Annotated in this window: 14 protein-coding genes; 7 read left to right on the plus strand and 7 right to left on the minus strand. The window is 69.7% G+C overall.

Features of this window, described 5'->3' with window-relative positions:
- Window positions 1-25 precede the first annotated feature (25 nt).
- Complete coding sequence (locus tag APZ21_RS17625) at window positions 26-1,675, minus strand: DAK2 domain-containing protein (RefSeq protein ID WP_054814458.1); 1,650 nt, start codon at window positions 1,673-1,675, stop codon at window positions 26-28.
- Between the two features lie 297 nt (window positions 1,676-1,972).
- On the opposite strand from APZ21_RS17625, the gene rpmB reads away from it, so the two are divergent.
- The 3 genes from rpmB to APZ21_RS17640 all read left to right on the plus strand — a co-directional run bounded on the left by rpmB (window position 1,973) and on the right by APZ21_RS17640 (window position 3,638).
- On the plus strand, window positions 1,973-2,164 hold the full coding sequence (gene rpmB / locus APZ21_RS17630; protein ID WP_011210730.1) for a 50S ribosomal protein L28: 192 nt from the start codon (window positions 1,973-1,975) through the stop codon (window positions 2,162-2,164).
- Between the two features lie 131 nt (window positions 2,165-2,295).
- A complete protein-coding gene (locus APZ21_RS17635) occupies window positions 2,296-2,790 on the plus strand; it encodes a GNAT family N-acetyltransferase (RefSeq protein ID WP_054814340.1) in 495 nt (164 codons plus the stop codon).
- 59 nt (window positions 2,791-2,849) lie between these two features.
- Window positions 2,850-3,638: an enoyl-CoA hydratase/isomerase family protein gene (locus tag APZ21_RS17640; protein WP_054814341.1), complete on the plus strand. Its 789-nt coding sequence runs from the start codon at window positions 2,850-2,852 to the stop codon at window positions 3,636-3,638.
- A 15-nt stretch (window positions 3,639-3,653) separates the two neighbouring features.
- On the opposite strand, the gene APZ21_RS17645 is transcribed toward APZ21_RS17640, so the two are convergent.
- From APZ21_RS17645 to APZ21_RS17660, 4 genes are all read right to left on the minus strand, one after another.
- Window positions 3,654-4,526 carry an alpha/beta fold hydrolase gene (locus APZ21_RS17645; protein ID WP_054814342.1) on the minus strand — a complete coding sequence of 291 codons (873 nt, stop codon included), beginning with the start codon at window positions 4,524-4,526 and terminating at the stop codon, window positions 3,654-3,656.
- A gap of 57 nt (window positions 4,527-4,583) precedes the next feature.
- Window positions 4,584-4,835, minus strand: a complete 252-nt coding sequence (locus APZ21_RS17650) for a hypothetical protein (protein WP_054814343.1) — start codon at window positions 4,833-4,835, stop codon at window positions 4,584-4,586.
- 68 nt (window positions 4,836-4,903) lie between these two features.
- Entirely contained in the window at window positions 4,904-5,587 is a 684-nt protein-coding gene (locus APZ21_RS17655) for a uracil-DNA glycosylase (RefSeq protein ID WP_054814344.1), read from the minus strand.
- A gap of 11 nt (window positions 5,588-5,598) precedes the next feature.
- Entirely contained in the window at window positions 5,599-6,609 is a 1,011-nt protein-coding gene (locus APZ21_RS17660) for a thiamine-phosphate kinase (RefSeq protein WP_054814345.1), read from the minus strand.
- A 140-nt stretch (window positions 6,610-6,749) separates the two neighbouring features.
- On the opposite strand from APZ21_RS17660, the gene APZ21_RS17665 reads away from it, so the two are divergent.
- Window positions 6,750-7,403 carry a DUF3515 domain-containing protein gene (locus tag APZ21_RS17665; protein ID WP_054814346.1) on the plus strand — a complete coding sequence of 218 codons (654 nt, stop codon included), beginning with the start codon at window positions 6,750-6,752 and terminating at the stop codon, window positions 7,401-7,403.
- A 410-nt stretch (window positions 7,404-7,813) separates the two neighbouring features.
- Here the strand turns inward: APZ21_RS17665 and APZ21_RS17670 are convergent, their stop codons facing one another.
- Both APZ21_RS17670 and APZ21_RS17675 read right to left on the minus strand, forming a co-directional pair.
- Window positions 7,814-8,899: a D-alanine--D-alanine ligase family protein gene (locus APZ21_RS17670; RefSeq protein ID WP_054814347.1), complete on the minus strand. Its 1,086-nt coding sequence runs from the start codon at window positions 8,897-8,899 to the stop codon at window positions 7,814-7,816.
- Between the two features lie 102 nt (window positions 8,900-9,001).
- Window positions 9,002-10,012 carry an NAD(P)H-dependent glycerol-3-phosphate dehydrogenase gene (locus APZ21_RS17675; protein WP_054814348.1) on the minus strand — a complete coding sequence of 337 codons (1,011 nt, stop codon included), beginning with the start codon at window positions 10,010-10,012 and terminating at the stop codon, window positions 9,002-9,004.
- Window positions 10,013-10,109: 97 nt separating this feature from the next.
- Between APZ21_RS17675 and cofC the strand changes: the two genes are divergently transcribed.
- From cofC to APZ21_RS17690, 3 genes are all read left to right on the plus strand, one after another.
- Window positions 10,110-10,781 carry a 2-phospho-L-lactate guanylyltransferase gene (gene cofC / locus APZ21_RS17680; protein ID WP_054814349.1) on the plus strand — a complete coding sequence of 224 codons (672 nt, stop codon included), beginning with the start codon at window positions 10,110-10,112 and terminating at the stop codon, window positions 10,779-10,781.
- Window positions 10,782-10,863: 82 nt separating this feature from the next.
- Window positions 10,864-13,026, plus strand: a complete 2,163-nt coding sequence (locus APZ21_RS17685; RefSeq protein WP_054814350.1) for an RNA degradosome polyphosphate kinase — start codon at window positions 10,864-10,866, stop codon at window positions 13,024-13,026.
- Entirely contained in the window at window positions 13,023-13,988 is a 966-nt protein-coding gene (locus APZ21_RS17690; protein WP_054814351.1) for an NUDIX hydrolase, read from the plus strand. Before APZ21_RS17685 ends, APZ21_RS17690 begins: the two co-directional genes overlap by 4 nt.
- The last annotated feature ends 14 nt before the right edge of the window (window positions 13,989-14,002 follow it).

Consider the following 14,002-nt stretch of genomic DNA (forward strand, 5'->3'; position numbering starts at 1 on the left):
ACTCATTCCTTCGTTCGCCCGCGGGTCATTCCACCCCGATCTGCACCAGATCCTCCTGTTGCCCACCGGAATACACGGTGACCTCGACACCGGGGAACCCGCGGGCGATATGCGCGGCCAGCTCCGCGCCGAGATCCTCCGGCGCGGCGGCGCCCATCAGCAGGGTCACCAATTCTCCACCGAGTCCGAGCATGCGATCGAGCAGGGTCCGCCCGGCCGAGCGCACGTCGCGATCGATGAGCACGACATCGTGGCCGACCAGACCGAGGCCGTCACCGGCCTCGCAGGTGCCGACCATGGTGAGCGCGCGATGGTCGGCCGCGCGCAGCGAGCCCCACCGGGTCGCGGCGGCGGCCTCCGACATGGCGAAGGCGTCGTCCACGGCGATCCGGCCGCGATCGTGCACCGCCAGCGCGGCCATGCCCTGCACCATCGACCCGCTCGGCAGCATCAGCACATCACGGTGCTCGTCACGCGCGGCCACGCCGACCGCGACCAGTTCGTGCGCGGGCAACGCGCCGTTGGGCAGCACCAGCACCTCGCGGTTGGGCATCCGCCGGATCGCGGTCAGCAGTGCGGCCGAGGTCACCGGATCGTCGCCGCCGAGCACCACCGCCCCCGCCGCCTCGAACAGCGACGCGGCCCCCTCCCCGGACACCACGGCGAGCACCGCGCGATCGACCGGCCCGTCGCCGCGGTGGCCCGCGCCGCGGACCAGGGCGCGCGCGTGCTCCTCGGCCGGGGCCGCGGTGATGGCGAAACTCTCGATCCTGATGGCGCTCAGCCTGCCCGCGGCGAGTCCGGCCTCCACCGCCGCGCCCGCGTCCGCGCAATGTACGTGGGCCGACCAGGTTTCGACACCGTCGCCGACCACGACCACCGAATCACCCAGTGCGGCAAGCCGATCGCGCAACACGTCGACACGCTCGGCATCGGAGTCGGCGAGCAGGTACATGACCTCGAAATGCGGTTCGGGCGAGCCGGTTTCGCTCTCGTCGGCGCCGGTCTCGCCGGGCGCGTAGTCGGGGCGGGCGGGCGCTTCGCCGCGGGTCACCGAGACCAGGGCGTCGAGCAGCACCACGAGTCCGCGCGCGCCCGCGTCGACGACACCGGCCGCGCGCAGCACCCCGAGTTGGGACGGGGTGTCACCGAGCGCCTTGGCCGCGCCGTCTGCGGCGGCCAGCGCGACCCCGGCCACCGTGATGTCGCTGCTGGCCGCGGCACTGGCCGCGGCGCAATCGAGCACCGTGAGAATCGTGCCCTCGACGGGTTCGCTCAGCGCCCGACGGACCAGCGCGGCCGCCATGGCCAGCGCCTCGCACAGGGTCTCGGCGGCCAGCGCGCCGCCGCCCCCGAACTCGGCCGCGTCGGCGATACCGCGCAGAACCTGCGACAGGATGATGCCGGAGTTGCCGCGCGCCCCCCGGATCGCGCCGCGGGCCATCGCCGATGCCACCGCGGACACCGGCGCGTCCGCCCGCTCGGCGCAGACGGTCTCGGCCTCGCGGACGGCCGCGCGCATGGTCGCCAGCATGTTGGTACCGGTATCGGAATCGGCGACCGGGAAGACATTGAGCGCGTTGATCTCCTCGCGCCGCTGTTCCAGACCGGTGAGACAGGTCCAGCCCCAGCGCAGCAATGCCGCGCCGTCGATCGAGTCCCGCTCCGTGGCCACCGTCACCTCACTCCCCGTCGTCACCGCACCTCTACCGGACCCCGCCAGGTTAGCGGGACATCCCGCCACCCGGACCGCGACACCGGCCCGCTAGGCTGATGCCGTACCGGTCACCGACCGCGGTCGCGAAGGCCGCTGGTTTGGTGGATCGGGTCGCCGTTGGCTACCCTTGCAGGGTTGCCTCGCGCGGCCTTCCCGGTTTGCGCTGCCGATCCCTCGGCGGGCACATCACGACATCGTTTTCGGACGGCCGCCACGGCGCGGCGGTCCCCACTCGACATGAAGGAGTTCGCGACTATGGCTGCCGTCTGCGACGTCTGCGCCAAGGGCCCCGGCTTCGGGAAGTCGGTCTCGCACTCGCACCGGCGCACCAACCGTCGCTGGAACCCGAACATCCAGACAGTTCGTGCGCAGGTCGCCCCGGGTAACACCCGCCGGATGAATGTGTGCACCTCCTGCCTGAAGGCGGGCAAGGTCGTCCGCGGCTGAGTCCGCGGTTCGCCTGTCCGGTCTCGACTCATCGGTGGACATACCCGGTGAGTCGCCGAATATGAGCGCCTCCGGGCCCCGCTACTCGACCCGAGTGCCGGGGCTCGTTCGCGTATCCGTCACCGGCCGGCATGGCTGAGCCACACATCGTGCCGCTCGGCGCGCGGCACACCCGCTCGCTGGCCGAATGCCATATCGACTGCTGGCGCGAGGCGTACGCGGACCTGGTACCCGGGCATGTGCTCGATGCCTTCGACGTCGAACACCGGGCCGAACTGTGGGAGCGCATCCGGGTGCGCCACCCGGACGCCACCCGAGTCGCCCTACTCGACGACACCGTGATCGGATTCGTCAGCACCGGCCACACACGGGACGAGCCGCCCGTCGCGGATCGCGAACTGCTCGCCCTCTACGTGCGATCCCCCTGGTACGGCACCGGTCTCGCCGACGAACTGCTCGAGACCGCCCTCGTTCCCGCCGCCTCGTATTCCCTGTGGGTCTTCGACGAGAATCCCCGCGCCCGCGCCTTCTACCGCAGACACGGATTCGCCGACGACGGCGGGCGCAAGCGGGAGGATTTCAGCCCGGCGCTGCTGGTGCGGATGGTGCGCCCGGCCCGGTCATGAGCCGATTCTCCCGTGCCTGCCATTGGTCGGCGGCGAATCGGGCGCTAGGGTTCGAGATTATGACCTCCACCGAGCAGACCGAATACGTCACCGACGTCGACGGCGTTCTCCGTATCACCATCGCCACCGCCGCCAACGGAACCTCGATGGATTTCGATGGCATCAACGCGGGCACCGCGGCACTTCGCGCACGTCGCGACGGTATCGGCGCGATTCTGCTCACCGGATCGGGCGCGAACTTCTGCGCCGGCGGCAACGTCCGCGGATTCGCCGCGGCGCCGGACCGCTCCGCCCACATCCACGGCCTCGCCACCGACCTGCACGAATTCGTCCGCGAACTCCTCGCGAGCCCCGCCCCCGTCGTCGCCGCGGTGACCGGTTGGGCCGCCGGTGCGGGCATGAGCCTGGTCCTCGCCTCGGATATCGCCATCGGTGGCGAGTCCACCCGGCTGCGCCCGGCCTACCCCGGCATCGGTCTGAGCCCCGACGGCGGCATGTCCTGGACCCTGCCGCGCGTCGTCGGCGCCGCACGCGCCCGCGAGATCCTGCTCACCGACGCGATTCTCGACGCCGAGGAGGCACGGCGACTCGGCATCCTCAGCCGCGTCGTCGCCGACGAGCAGGTACGCGCCGAGGCGCTCGCGCTGGCCACGTCGCTGGCCGCCGGACCGCGCTCCACGCACGCGAGCATCAAGACGCTGCTGACCCGGTCGACCACGGCCACGCTGAGCGAACAACTCGACAGCGAACGAGAATTCATCTCGGCCGCCGCGTCGAGCCCCACCGGCCGCGAGGGCGTCGACGCCTTCGTCGAGAAGCGCGCACCCGACTACACCGCGACCAACTGAGCCGTCCGCCCCGCCTCAGCGGGCACGCAGGACGAAATCGGCCACCGCGTCGGTGAACGCGTCGTTGTCGTCACCGGCCGCGGTGTGCGCCGCACCGCCGATCTCGACCATCTCGGCGTGCGGCACCTGCTCCAGGAACGCGGCCGCGCCCGCCGCGCTCACCACATCCGAGCGCATCCCGCGCACCAGCAGCACCGGCAGAGTCAGCGTGCGCGCGGCGGCCTCCAGCACCTCGCCCATGCTCGCCGCGTCATCGACACGGCCGGAGAGCATGTCGGGATCCCAGTGCCAGTAGAACCGGCCGTCGCGTTCGCGCAGATTGCGCATGAGGCCGTCGGTGCTCTTCGGCCGCGGGCGATGCGGCATATAGGCGGCCACCGCGTCGGCGGCCTCGGCGACGGTGTCGAATCCGTCCCGGTGCCTGCTCAGGAAGCCGATGACGCGCTCGACGCCGTCGGCCTCCGGCCGGGTGACGATATCGACCAGCACGAGCGCGGCGATGGCCGCGCCCGCCGGTCGCGCGGCGGTGAGCAGACCGGTGATGCCGCCCATACTCGCGCCGACCACGACCGCGGGTCGCTCGGGGGTGGCGCCGAGTTGGTCGAGTACCGCGATCAGATCGGCGACCATTGTCTCGCGCCGGTAGTCGGCGCCAGGAGACCAGTCGCTGTCGCCGTGTCCCCGGGCGTCCAGGGTGACCGCGCGCATACCGGCGAGGCCGAGTTTCGCGCCGGTCTGCTTCCAGGAATGGCGCGTCTGACCGCCACCGTGCAGGAAGACGACCAACGGGCCGTCCTCGGGGCCGAAGTGGTCGGCGGCCAGTTCGATCCCGCCCGAACCGCGCAGCCGCAACCGGACCGGCTCGAGCAGATAGTTCGCATTACTCACGATCCGAGGATCGCACAGCGCGGAACCGGACCGGCGCGGGCCTCGCGGATTCGGGGTTCAGCAGTTCAGCTTGGTACCGCTGAAGGTGTTCTGGAACAGGCAGGTGACCTTGGCGTTCACCGACGCGGAGATGGTGGAGGAGCCGGTCGAGGTGAACTCCTCGCCGACGGGGGCGGCCGTGGCATCGGTCGCGGGTTCGAGCGGGATGGTGGCCGCGCTCGCGGCCGCGGTGCCGCCCGCGAGCGCGGCGCACAGTGCCAGGGTGGCGGTGGTGCCGCGCAGCGCGCCGCGAACTGTCTGGTGGTGCATGGGAGAGCTCCTCTGTGATTGCGGTCGAGCGGTGATACGTGTCCGGCGTCCGCCGGACGGTCGGTGGATCAGGGCAGGCGCCAATCGACGGGCTCGGCACCGAGTTCATCGAGCAGTTCGTTGACCCGGGAGAACGGCCGGGAACCGAAGAAGCCGCGCGAGGCCGACAGCGGCGAGGGATGCGCGGATTCGACGTAGGGGACCTCGGCTGCGGCCAGCGCCGGCTTCAACGTGCCCGCGTCCTTTCCCCAGAGGATGGCGACCAGCGGTTCGTCGCGGTCCACCAGGGCACGAATGGCCTGTTCGGTGACCTTCTCCCAGCCCTTGCCACGATGGGAGGCTGGCTGTCCGGGCGCGACCGTGAGCACGCGGTTCAGCAGCAGCACGCCCTGATCCGACCACGGACTCAGATCACCGCACGAGGGCGTGGGGTGTCCGAGATCCTTCGCCAGTTCGGCGAAGATATTGGCCAGACTGCGCGGTATCGGCGAAACGTCCGGCGCCACAGAGAAACTCAGCCCCATGGCGTGGCCGGGGGTCGGATACGGATCCTGGCCGACGATGAGCACGCGAACGGCGTCGAAGGGGCGCTGGAACGCGCGTAACACATTCTCGCCCGCCGGGAGGTAACCCCGGCCCGCGGCGTTCTCCGCGCGCAGGAATTCACCCATGGCTGTGATCTGGTCGGCGACCGGCTCGAGTGCTCGCGCCCAGCCCGGATCGATGATTTCCGACAATGGTTTCGCGCCCATGACCGCACAACCTATCGTGGCTCGGCCGAGCCCGCCGAGTCTGCCCCGCCGAAGGATTCCCAGCCGTGCGCGCCCGCACGCGCCACACCGTCGACAGTGACACCGTGACCTGCGCACACGCTTCCCACGCGGCGCCACCCGACCGGCAGCGCCGCCGTCGCGGGCCAGGCCGCGGCGAAGGCGTGCTCCTCACCGCCGGACAGAATCCATTGCGCCGCATCGGCGCTCAACGCCGCCGCGATCCGTTCCAGATACCGATCGCGCACCGCCTCGGAATCCACGTCGACGCGCACCTTCGACGCCGCGGCGATATGCCCGAGATCGGCGAGCAGACCGTCGGAGACATCGGTCAGCGCGTGCGGCGCCGGTGCGTCACGGGCGCGGGAAAGCAGATCCAGCACCGCCGCGTAGGGTGGCCGCGGAACACGATGCGCGGCAACCACATCCGCGAACTCCGCGCGGTCGGCGCCTGCCGTGAGCACCGCGAGTCCGGCGGCCGACCAGCCGAGCACCCCCGCTACCGCGATCGTGTCGCCCACGCGGGCACCGGATCTGGTGATCGGGGGGCGACCGCGCAGATCACCGAAGGCGGTGACCGAGACGACGAGTTCGCGGCTGCGCACCAGATCGCCTCCCGCCACCGACGCACCGAGCCGCCCCGCCTCGGCCCACAGCCCGTCGGCCAGTCCGTCCACCAGTTCCAGCGGCGTATCGGCCGGACAGCCCAGTCCCACCACGAACGCGGTCGGCACCGCGCCCATCGCCACCACGTCCGCCGCGTTCTGCGCGATGGCCTTACGGCCGATATCGTAAGGACTCGACCAGTCGAGCCGGAAATGCCGATCCTGCACCAGCATGTCGGTGGTGACCACGAAACGCCCGTCCGGCGCCGCCACCAGCGCGGCATCGTCACCAGGGCCGAGCAGCACGGCCGGGCTCTGCCATCTGCCCGCGTTGATGCGGTCGATGAGCGCGAACTCCCCCAATTCGCCTACGGTCCGCGGCCCCGTGCCCTCGCTGATCGACCCTCACCTCTCCCGTGGTCGGCCCCGGCGGGCGCGCGAGGCGCCATACCGGCTGGAAACGGGTCGACGGTACCCTGTCCAGGGCAATCGAGGCACGCCGGGAACGGCCGGCCGGATACGAAGGAAGGTCGATACGAATGGCGGCGGACTCGGCGGACAGCGACTCGTCGAAGGCGACCGGCCCGTCGCCCGCGGACGATGCGACTCCGAGTACATCCAGCGCCGATCGATCCGCCTCCGACGAGACACCGGCCCACTACGGCTACCCACCCGCGCTCATCGCCACCGCCATCGCCCTGCCGGTCGTCGTGATCGTCGGCCTGCTGATCGCCGCGATCATGTCGCGCACCATCCCCGCCGAACGCGAACCGCTGGCCCTCGGCCCGGTCCCCGCGCCCGCCGCCGACGGCCCCGCCTGCACCGGCCTCATGCCGACACTGCCCGCGACCCTCGGCGACTACACCAAATCCCAACTGGTCGAACCGGCCCCACCCGCCACCCGCGCCTGGCAGCGCCCCGACGGCGGCGACGCCATCGTCCTGCGCTGCGGCCTGGACCGACCCCTCGAATTCAACCGCGCCTCACCTCTGCAACTGGTGAACACCGTGCAGTGGTTCGAGGTCCGCGACCCCGCCGCCTCCGCGAGTACCTGGTTCGCCGTGGACCGCGAGACCTACATAGCCCTCACCGTCCCCGACGGCTCCGGCCCCACCCCACTCCAAGCGATCTCGGACGCCATCGTCGCGAACCTCCCCCCACACCCCCCGACCCCAGGTCCCCTTCCCAACTGAGCTGTATCTTTGGCCGTGCCTCCGGCACGGCGGGATTCACGGCCCCTTATGTCTCGCGCCCGAGCAGCCGATACTCGCTCCTTCGTCGCATTGCCTCGACCACTCGGACACGAGACGGCCGCGAACGGTATCTCTGGCCGCGCCTCCGGCACGGCGGGATTCACGGCCCCTTATGTCTCGCGCCCGAGCAGCCGATACTCGCTCCTTCGTCGCTTTGTCTCGACCGCTCGGACGCGAGACGGCCGCGAATCCTTCAGGTGCGGCCTTCGGGTGCGGGGCAGTCGGGGTGAGGTGGGTCGCGACAATGCGCTTCGGGGGCTCGATGGAACGGTTCTCGGGTGGGGCGGGTCGGTGCGTTGGGGTGAAGGGGAGCTTGGGGGCTGGGGCTGAATTCGAGTGGTGGGCGGGAATTACCGCAGTCCGGTGCCGCGGGCCATGGCGGTTTCGATCAGGGTCGAGATCAGTTTTCCGTAGTCGAGTCCGCTGGCGTCCCACATGCGCGGGTACATGGAGATGGCGGTGAATCCGGGCATGGTGTTGATCTCGTTGAGCACCGGGCCGTTCTCGGTGACGAAGAAGTCGACGCGGGCCAGGCCCTGGCAGTCCAGTGCTCGGAAGGCGCGTACGGCGAGGTCGCGGATCTCCTCGGAGGTCTCGTCGTCCAGTCGCGCGGGTACGTCGAATTCGCAGACGTCGTCGACGTATTTGGTGTCGTAGTCGTAGAAGGCTTGCGCGCCGGGCACGCGGATCTCGGCGACGACGCTGGCCTCGACCCGGCCGTCCGGGAATTCCAGCACACCGCATTCGACTTCGCGTCCGACGATGCCCGCTTCCACGATCACCTTGGGGTCGTGGGCGCGGGCGGTCGCGATGGCCGCGTCCAGCTCGGCCCAGTCGCTCACGCGGGTGATGCCGATGGACGAACCCGCCCGCGCCGGTTTCACGAAGACCGGAAGGCCGAGGAGTTCGCGCTGCTCCGTGCTCAGCGTCTCGACACCGGGGCGCAGCACGACCTGGGTGCCGATCGGCAGGTCCTCGGCGGCGAACAGCTTCTTGGTGAACTCCTTGTCCATGCCCGCGGCGCTGGCCAGCACTCCGGGGCCGACGTAGGGGATGCCCGCGAGTTCGAGCATGCCCTGAAGGGTGCCGTCCTCGCCGAAGGGGCCGTGCAGGATGGGGAACACCACGTCGACCGAGCCGAGCGCGGCGGCCGGATCATCGAGGGCGACCAGCGTGCCCGCGCGGCCCGGGTCCGCGGTGAGGGTGAGTGCGGTGCCGGTGGGGTCGACCGAGGGCAATCGCTTGCCGCGCAGGCCGAGCGCGGCCACGTCGGCGGTGCCAAGCACCCAACTGCCCTCGGCGGTGATGCCGATGGGGACGGCCTCGTACTTCTCCGGATCGAGGTTGCGCAGCACACTGCCCGCCGATACGCACGAGACGGCGTGCTCATTGCTGCGCCCGCCGAACACCACCGCCACCCTGATCCGGTTCGTCATGTTCGGAACCGTACCCGCATCGCGCGCGTTATACGCCCTCCGGCCCCGTCACGCCGCCGGTTCCGTGAACACAGCCGCCGAGTACCACGGCCGAGCGCGCGCTCATTCGGGTTTGATGCGCCTGCCGAGCAGGTTGCCGACGGCCTCGGCCACCGATACGCGCTCGTGGCACACCTGGTGCACGGCGGTCGTCAGCGGCATCTCCACATCGTGCGCGGCGGCCAGCGCGCGCACCGACGTGCAGGATTTCACACCCTCGGCGACCTGTCCGTGCGTCGCCTGCTGGGCGGCCTCCATCGAACCGCCCGCACCGAGGACGTGGCCGAAGGAGCGATTGCGCGACAGCGGTGAGGTGCAAGTGGCGACCAGGTCGCCGACGCCGGCCAGGCCGGCCAGCGTCACCGGTTCGGCGCCGAGCGCGACCCCGAGCCGGATGATCTCGGCCAGACCGCGGGTGATCAGGCTCGCGATCGAGTTGTCGCCCATACCCATTCCCGCCGCGATACCGCAGGCAAGGGCGATGACGTTCTTGCAGGCACCGCCGATCTCGCAGCCGATGACGTCGGTGTTGGAGTACGGCCGGAAGTAACCGCAGGCGCTGGCGTGCTGCAAGGCCGCCGCGCGGTAGCTGTCGGTGCACGCGATGACGGTCGCGGCAGGCTGTTCGGCCGCGATCTCCTTGGCCAGATTCGGTCCCGACAGCACCGCGATGCGATCTTGGTCGGCCCCGGTGACCTCGCCGATCACTTGGCTCATGCGAAGCAGCGTGCCGGTCTCGATGCCCTTGGCCAGACTCAGCAGACTCGCGTCGTTGCGCGCCACCGCGTCATCGATGGCGTCCTTCCAGTGTTCGAGATTGCCGCGCAGCGACTGCGATGGCACCGCGAGCACCACTATTTCGGCGCCGTCGAGCGCACGGATGTGATCGTGGGTGGCCGAGACCGGAGGCAGGAGGACATCGGGCAGGTAGAAGGGGTTGCGATGCTCGTCCGCCAAGACCTTGGCGACCTCGGGGCGTCGCGCCCAGATGGTCACCTCGCACCCGGCGTCGGCCAGCACTTTCGCGAACGCCGTGCCCCATGACCCCGCACCAAGTACCGCAGCCCTCGTCATCTGCTCAATATGCCATCAACAGCGGTCGACGCGACCCGATACCCCCCGAAAGACACAGGCGAGCGCCGCCGTCACGGCACGTGGAAGTATTGCCGCCATGCGCCCGCACGCCGTGCACGCCGTGATCGCGGTGAAGAACCTCGATCTGGCGAAGAGCAGACTGGCCGATCGGTTGCGTCCCGAATGCCGGGCGCGGCTGGTGCTGGCCATGCTCGCCGATACGCTGATCGCCGCCTCGGCGGTGGAGTCGATCCGCTCGATCACCGTGGTCACTCCCGATCCGAGGGTCGCCGAACTCGCGCGCTCGCTGGGTGCGCGCATCCATCCCGAACCGCGCATCTCGGATCTGAACGCCGCGCTCGCCGACGCCGCGATGGCGCTGCGCGCCGCGCACGGTCCGGTCGACCTGCTCGCGCTGCAAGCCGATCTGCCCGCGGTGCGGCCCGCGGAATTGGCCGCCATGCTGTCGGAGGCGCCGGACGGCGCTCGCTCGATCGTGGTCGATCACGCGGGCACCGGCACCGCGGCGCTGTTCGCGGGCGGTGGGATCGACCTCGATCCGCGGTTCGGCCCGGGATCGGCGCGCGCCCACGTGGCCTCGGGCGCGGTCGAACTCGCGGGTGACTGGCCGGGACTGCGCCACGATGTCGACACCGCCGAGGATCTGGATCGCGCCGTTGAGTTGGGCGCAGGGGCGACCACGCGGGCGCTGCTGCGCGATATCGGCTGGTCCCGCGCCGTTCACGAGGCCGTCCGCAACGTGTGCTAGCCGATCGCCACTGTCCTCACGGTAACCGGTCATTCCTCACGTCGGCGTGCAGTCCAACCCGCCGGTAGGGGATGATCGGTACGTGAGCGATACGGATATTGTCAGGCAGCAACAGCTGCTCCCCACACCGCCGCCTGCCGCGACACCTGTATCGGCCGCATTGGCCGAGCAACAGTTGCCACGTGATCGCTACCTCAATCGAGAACTCAGTTGGCTCGACTTCAATGCCCGGGTACTCGCCCTGGCGGAGGATGCTTCGCTGCCATTGCTGGAGCGCGCGAAATTCCTCGCGATCTTCGCGTCGAACCTCGACGAGTTCTACATGGTCCGGGTCGCGGGACTCAAGCGCCGCGCCGAGACCGGCCTGCTGGTGCGCTCGGCCGACGGTCGCTCGCCCACCGAGCAGCTGGCGCTGATCGCCGCGCGGGCCCAGGAGATCGCCGATCGGCACGCGCACGTCTTCCTCGATTCGGTGCTGCCCGCGCTGACCGCCGAGGGCATCAGGATCATCGACTGGGCCGATCTCGATGAGTACGAACGCAGACGACTATCGGACCACTTCCAAGACCAGGTCTTTCCGGTACTGACCCCACTGGCCGTCGATCCGGCCCACCCCTTCCCCTACATCAGCGGCCTGAGTCTCAACCTCGCGGTCACGGTCAAGGACGCCGCCACCGGCGGTGAGCATTTCGCCCGAGTGAAGGTGCCCGACAACGTCGACCGGTTCGTGCGCGTGCGGCGCGCGGACGGTGAGTCGCCCATCGCGGCCTTCCTGCCGATGGAGGCGCTCATCGCGGCCCACCTCGACATGTTGTTCCCCGGTATGGAAGTGGTCGAACACCATTCCTTCCGCATCACCCGCAATGCCGATTTCGAGGTCGACGAGGACCGCGACGAGGATCTGCTCCAGGCGCTGGAGCGGGAGCTGGCGCGGCGGCGCTTCGGTTCGCCGGTTCGCCTCGAGGTCTCCGACGATATGACCGAGCACATGCTCGATCTGCTGCTGCGCGAACTCGACGTGGATCCCGGCGACGTCATCCAGGTACCCGGGCTGCTCGATCTGTCCTGCCTGTGGCAGGTGTACGGCGTCGACCGCCCGAATCTCAAGGACACACCGTACGTACCCGCCACCCCGCCCGCCTTCGGCGAGCGCGAGACCCCGCGCAACGTCTTCCAAGCGCTGCGCGAGGGCGACGTGCTGGTGCACCACCCCTACGATTCGTTCTCCACGAGCGTGCAGCGCTTCATCGAACAGGCCGCCGCCGACCCGCAGGTGCTCGCGATCAAGCAGACCCTGTACCGCACCTCCGGCGACTCTCCGATCGTCAACGCGCTCATCGACGCCGCCGAGGCCGGTAAGCAGGTCGTCGCGCTGGTCGAGATCAAGGCCCGCTTCGATGAGCAGGCCAACATCAAATGGGCGCGCGCACTGGAGCAGGCGGGCGTACACGTGGTCTACGGTCTCATCGGCCTGAAGACCCACTGCAAGACGTGTCTGGTGGTGCGCCGCGAGGGTTCGACCATCCGCCGCTACTGCCACATCGGCACCGGCAACTACAACCCGAAGACCGCGCGGCTCTACGAGGACGTCGGATTACTCACCGCCGCACCGGAAATCGGCGCCGATTTGACCGACCTGTTCAACTCACTGACCGGGTATTCGCGAAAAGCCAACTACCGCAACCTACTCGTCGCACCGCACGGTGTGCGCGCCGGCATCATCGAGCGCATCCAGCGCGAGATCGAACTCGCCGGGCAGGGCATCGATGCCCGAATCCGCTTGAAGGCCAACGCGATCGTGGACGAGCAGGTCATCGACGCGCTCTACCGCGCCTCGCAGGCGGGTGTGCCCGTACAGATCGTGGTGCGCGGCATCTGCGGGCTGCGCGCGGGCGTGCCCGGTATGAGCGAGAACATCGAGGTGCGCTCGATCCTCGGCCGCTTCCTCGAGCATTCACGCATCCTGCACTTCCAGGCACAGGACGAATACTGGATCGGCAGCGCCGACATGATGCACCGCAATCTGGACCGCCGCGTGGAGGTCATGGCGCAGGTGAAGGATCCGCGCCTGAGCGCCCAACTCGGCGAGGTGTTCGATTCGGCCCTCAATCCCGCGACCCGCTGCTGGATACTGCGCCCCGACGGCAGCTGGCACGCGTGGCCGGAACAGGCGGGCAGCGACGGCGTCGAGGTCCGCGACCATCAACAGTTCCTCATGCGACTGCGCAGGCCAGAACAGCAGTGAGCGGCTCGACGGGGTACGAGGAGGCCGGACCCTTCTGGGATCCACGAGTCACCGCGAATATCCATGCCGCGGGCGCCGTCGTCTGGCGGCACTGCCCGGACGATCCGCGCATCGTCGAGATCGCCGTGGTGCACCGGCCGAAATACCGGGACTGGTCGCTGCCCAAGGGCAAACTCGACCCGGGCGAGACGCCGATCGTGGCGGCGGCGCGCGAGGTCGAGGAGGAGACCGGCCTGCGGTGCAGGCTCGGCCGGTACCTGGGCCATGTCACCTATCCGGTGACCGGACACCGCAAACTCAAACGGGTCGACTACTGGGCGGCCGAGGCCGACGGCGGTGAATTCAGCGCCAATTCCGAAGTGGACGTGCTCACCTGGCACCGTCTGGACCGCGTGATGGACCATCTGTCGTATCCGATGGACCGACAGGTGGTGCGCGCGTTCTCCCGGCTGCCCGCCCGCCTGCGGACCATGCTCGTGGTCAGGCACGCGAAGGCCGGGCGTCGAGACCGCTTCGACGGCTCCGACGACTTGCGCCCACTCGAGCGGGCCGGTTTCGCCCAGGCCGAGGCGCTGATTCCGAATCTACTGGCCTTCGGGCCACGAGAGGTCGTTTCCGCGAATCCGCTGCGATGCGTGCAGACGGTGCGACCCTTGGCCGAGAAAATGGGCGTCGACATAGCGGTGGAACCGCTGCTGTCCGAACGGGGATATGCCGAGGCGACCGAGCGGGCGCGCGCGCGGGCGCTGGAACTGGCGGCCGAGGACACGGTGCGGGTCGTGTGCAGTCAGGGCAGGGTGATTCCCGATCTGCTCGGTTGGTGGGCCGAAAAGGATGGTCTGACCTTGCCGTCGGCGCGCAATCGTAAGGGCAGCGTGTGGGTGTTGTCCTTCCACGGGGATCGGCTCGTGGCCGCCGATCATCTCGAGCGCTCGATCTCCAACGGACTCGTCAAAACCTGAATCACGCCGGTCAC

The organism is Nocardia arizonensis (assembly GCF_001310275.1).
Classification (GTDB): domain Bacteria; phylum Actinomycetota; class Actinomycetes; order Mycobacteriales; family Mycobacteriaceae; genus Nocardia; species Nocardia arizonensis.

What these genes read in the sequence shown, in the direction of transcription:
- APZ21_RS17675 (WP_054814348.1), bottom strand. Translation starts at nt 10,012, where the DNA reads ATGACGAGGGCTGCGGTACTTGGTGCGGGGTCATGGGGCACGGCGTTC.
- rpmB (WP_011210730.1), top strand. Translation starts at nt 1,973, where the DNA reads ATGGCTGCCGTCTGCGACGTCTGCGCCAAGGGCCCCGGCTTCGGGAAG.
- APZ21_RS17640 (WP_054814341.1), top strand. Translation starts at nt 2,850, where the DNA reads ATGACCTCCACCGAGCAGACCGAATACGTCACCGACGTCGACGGCGTT.
- APZ21_RS17655 (WP_054814344.1), bottom strand. Translation starts at nt 5,587, where the DNA reads ATGGGCGCGAAACCATTGTCGGAAATCATCGATCCGGGCTGGGCGCGA.
- APZ21_RS17665 (WP_054814346.1), top strand. Translation starts at nt 6,750, where the DNA reads ATGGCGGCGGACTCGGCGGACAGCGACTCGTCGAAGGCGACCGGCCCG.
- cofC (WP_054814349.1), top strand. Translation starts at nt 10,110, where the DNA reads ATGCGCCCGCACGCCGTGCACGCCGTGATCGCGGTGAAGAACCTCGAT.
- APZ21_RS17650 (WP_054814343.1), bottom strand. Translation starts at nt 4,835, where the DNA reads ATGCACCACCAGACAGTTCGCGGCGCGCTGCGCGGCACCACCGCCACC.
- APZ21_RS17635 (WP_054814340.1), top strand. Translation starts at nt 2,296, where the DNA reads ATGGCTGAGCCACACATCGTGCCGCTCGGCGCGCGGCACACCCGCTCG.
- APZ21_RS17670 (WP_054814347.1), bottom strand. Translation starts at nt 8,899, where the DNA reads ATGACGAACCGGATCAGGGTGGCGGTGGTGTTCGGCGGGCGCAGCAAT.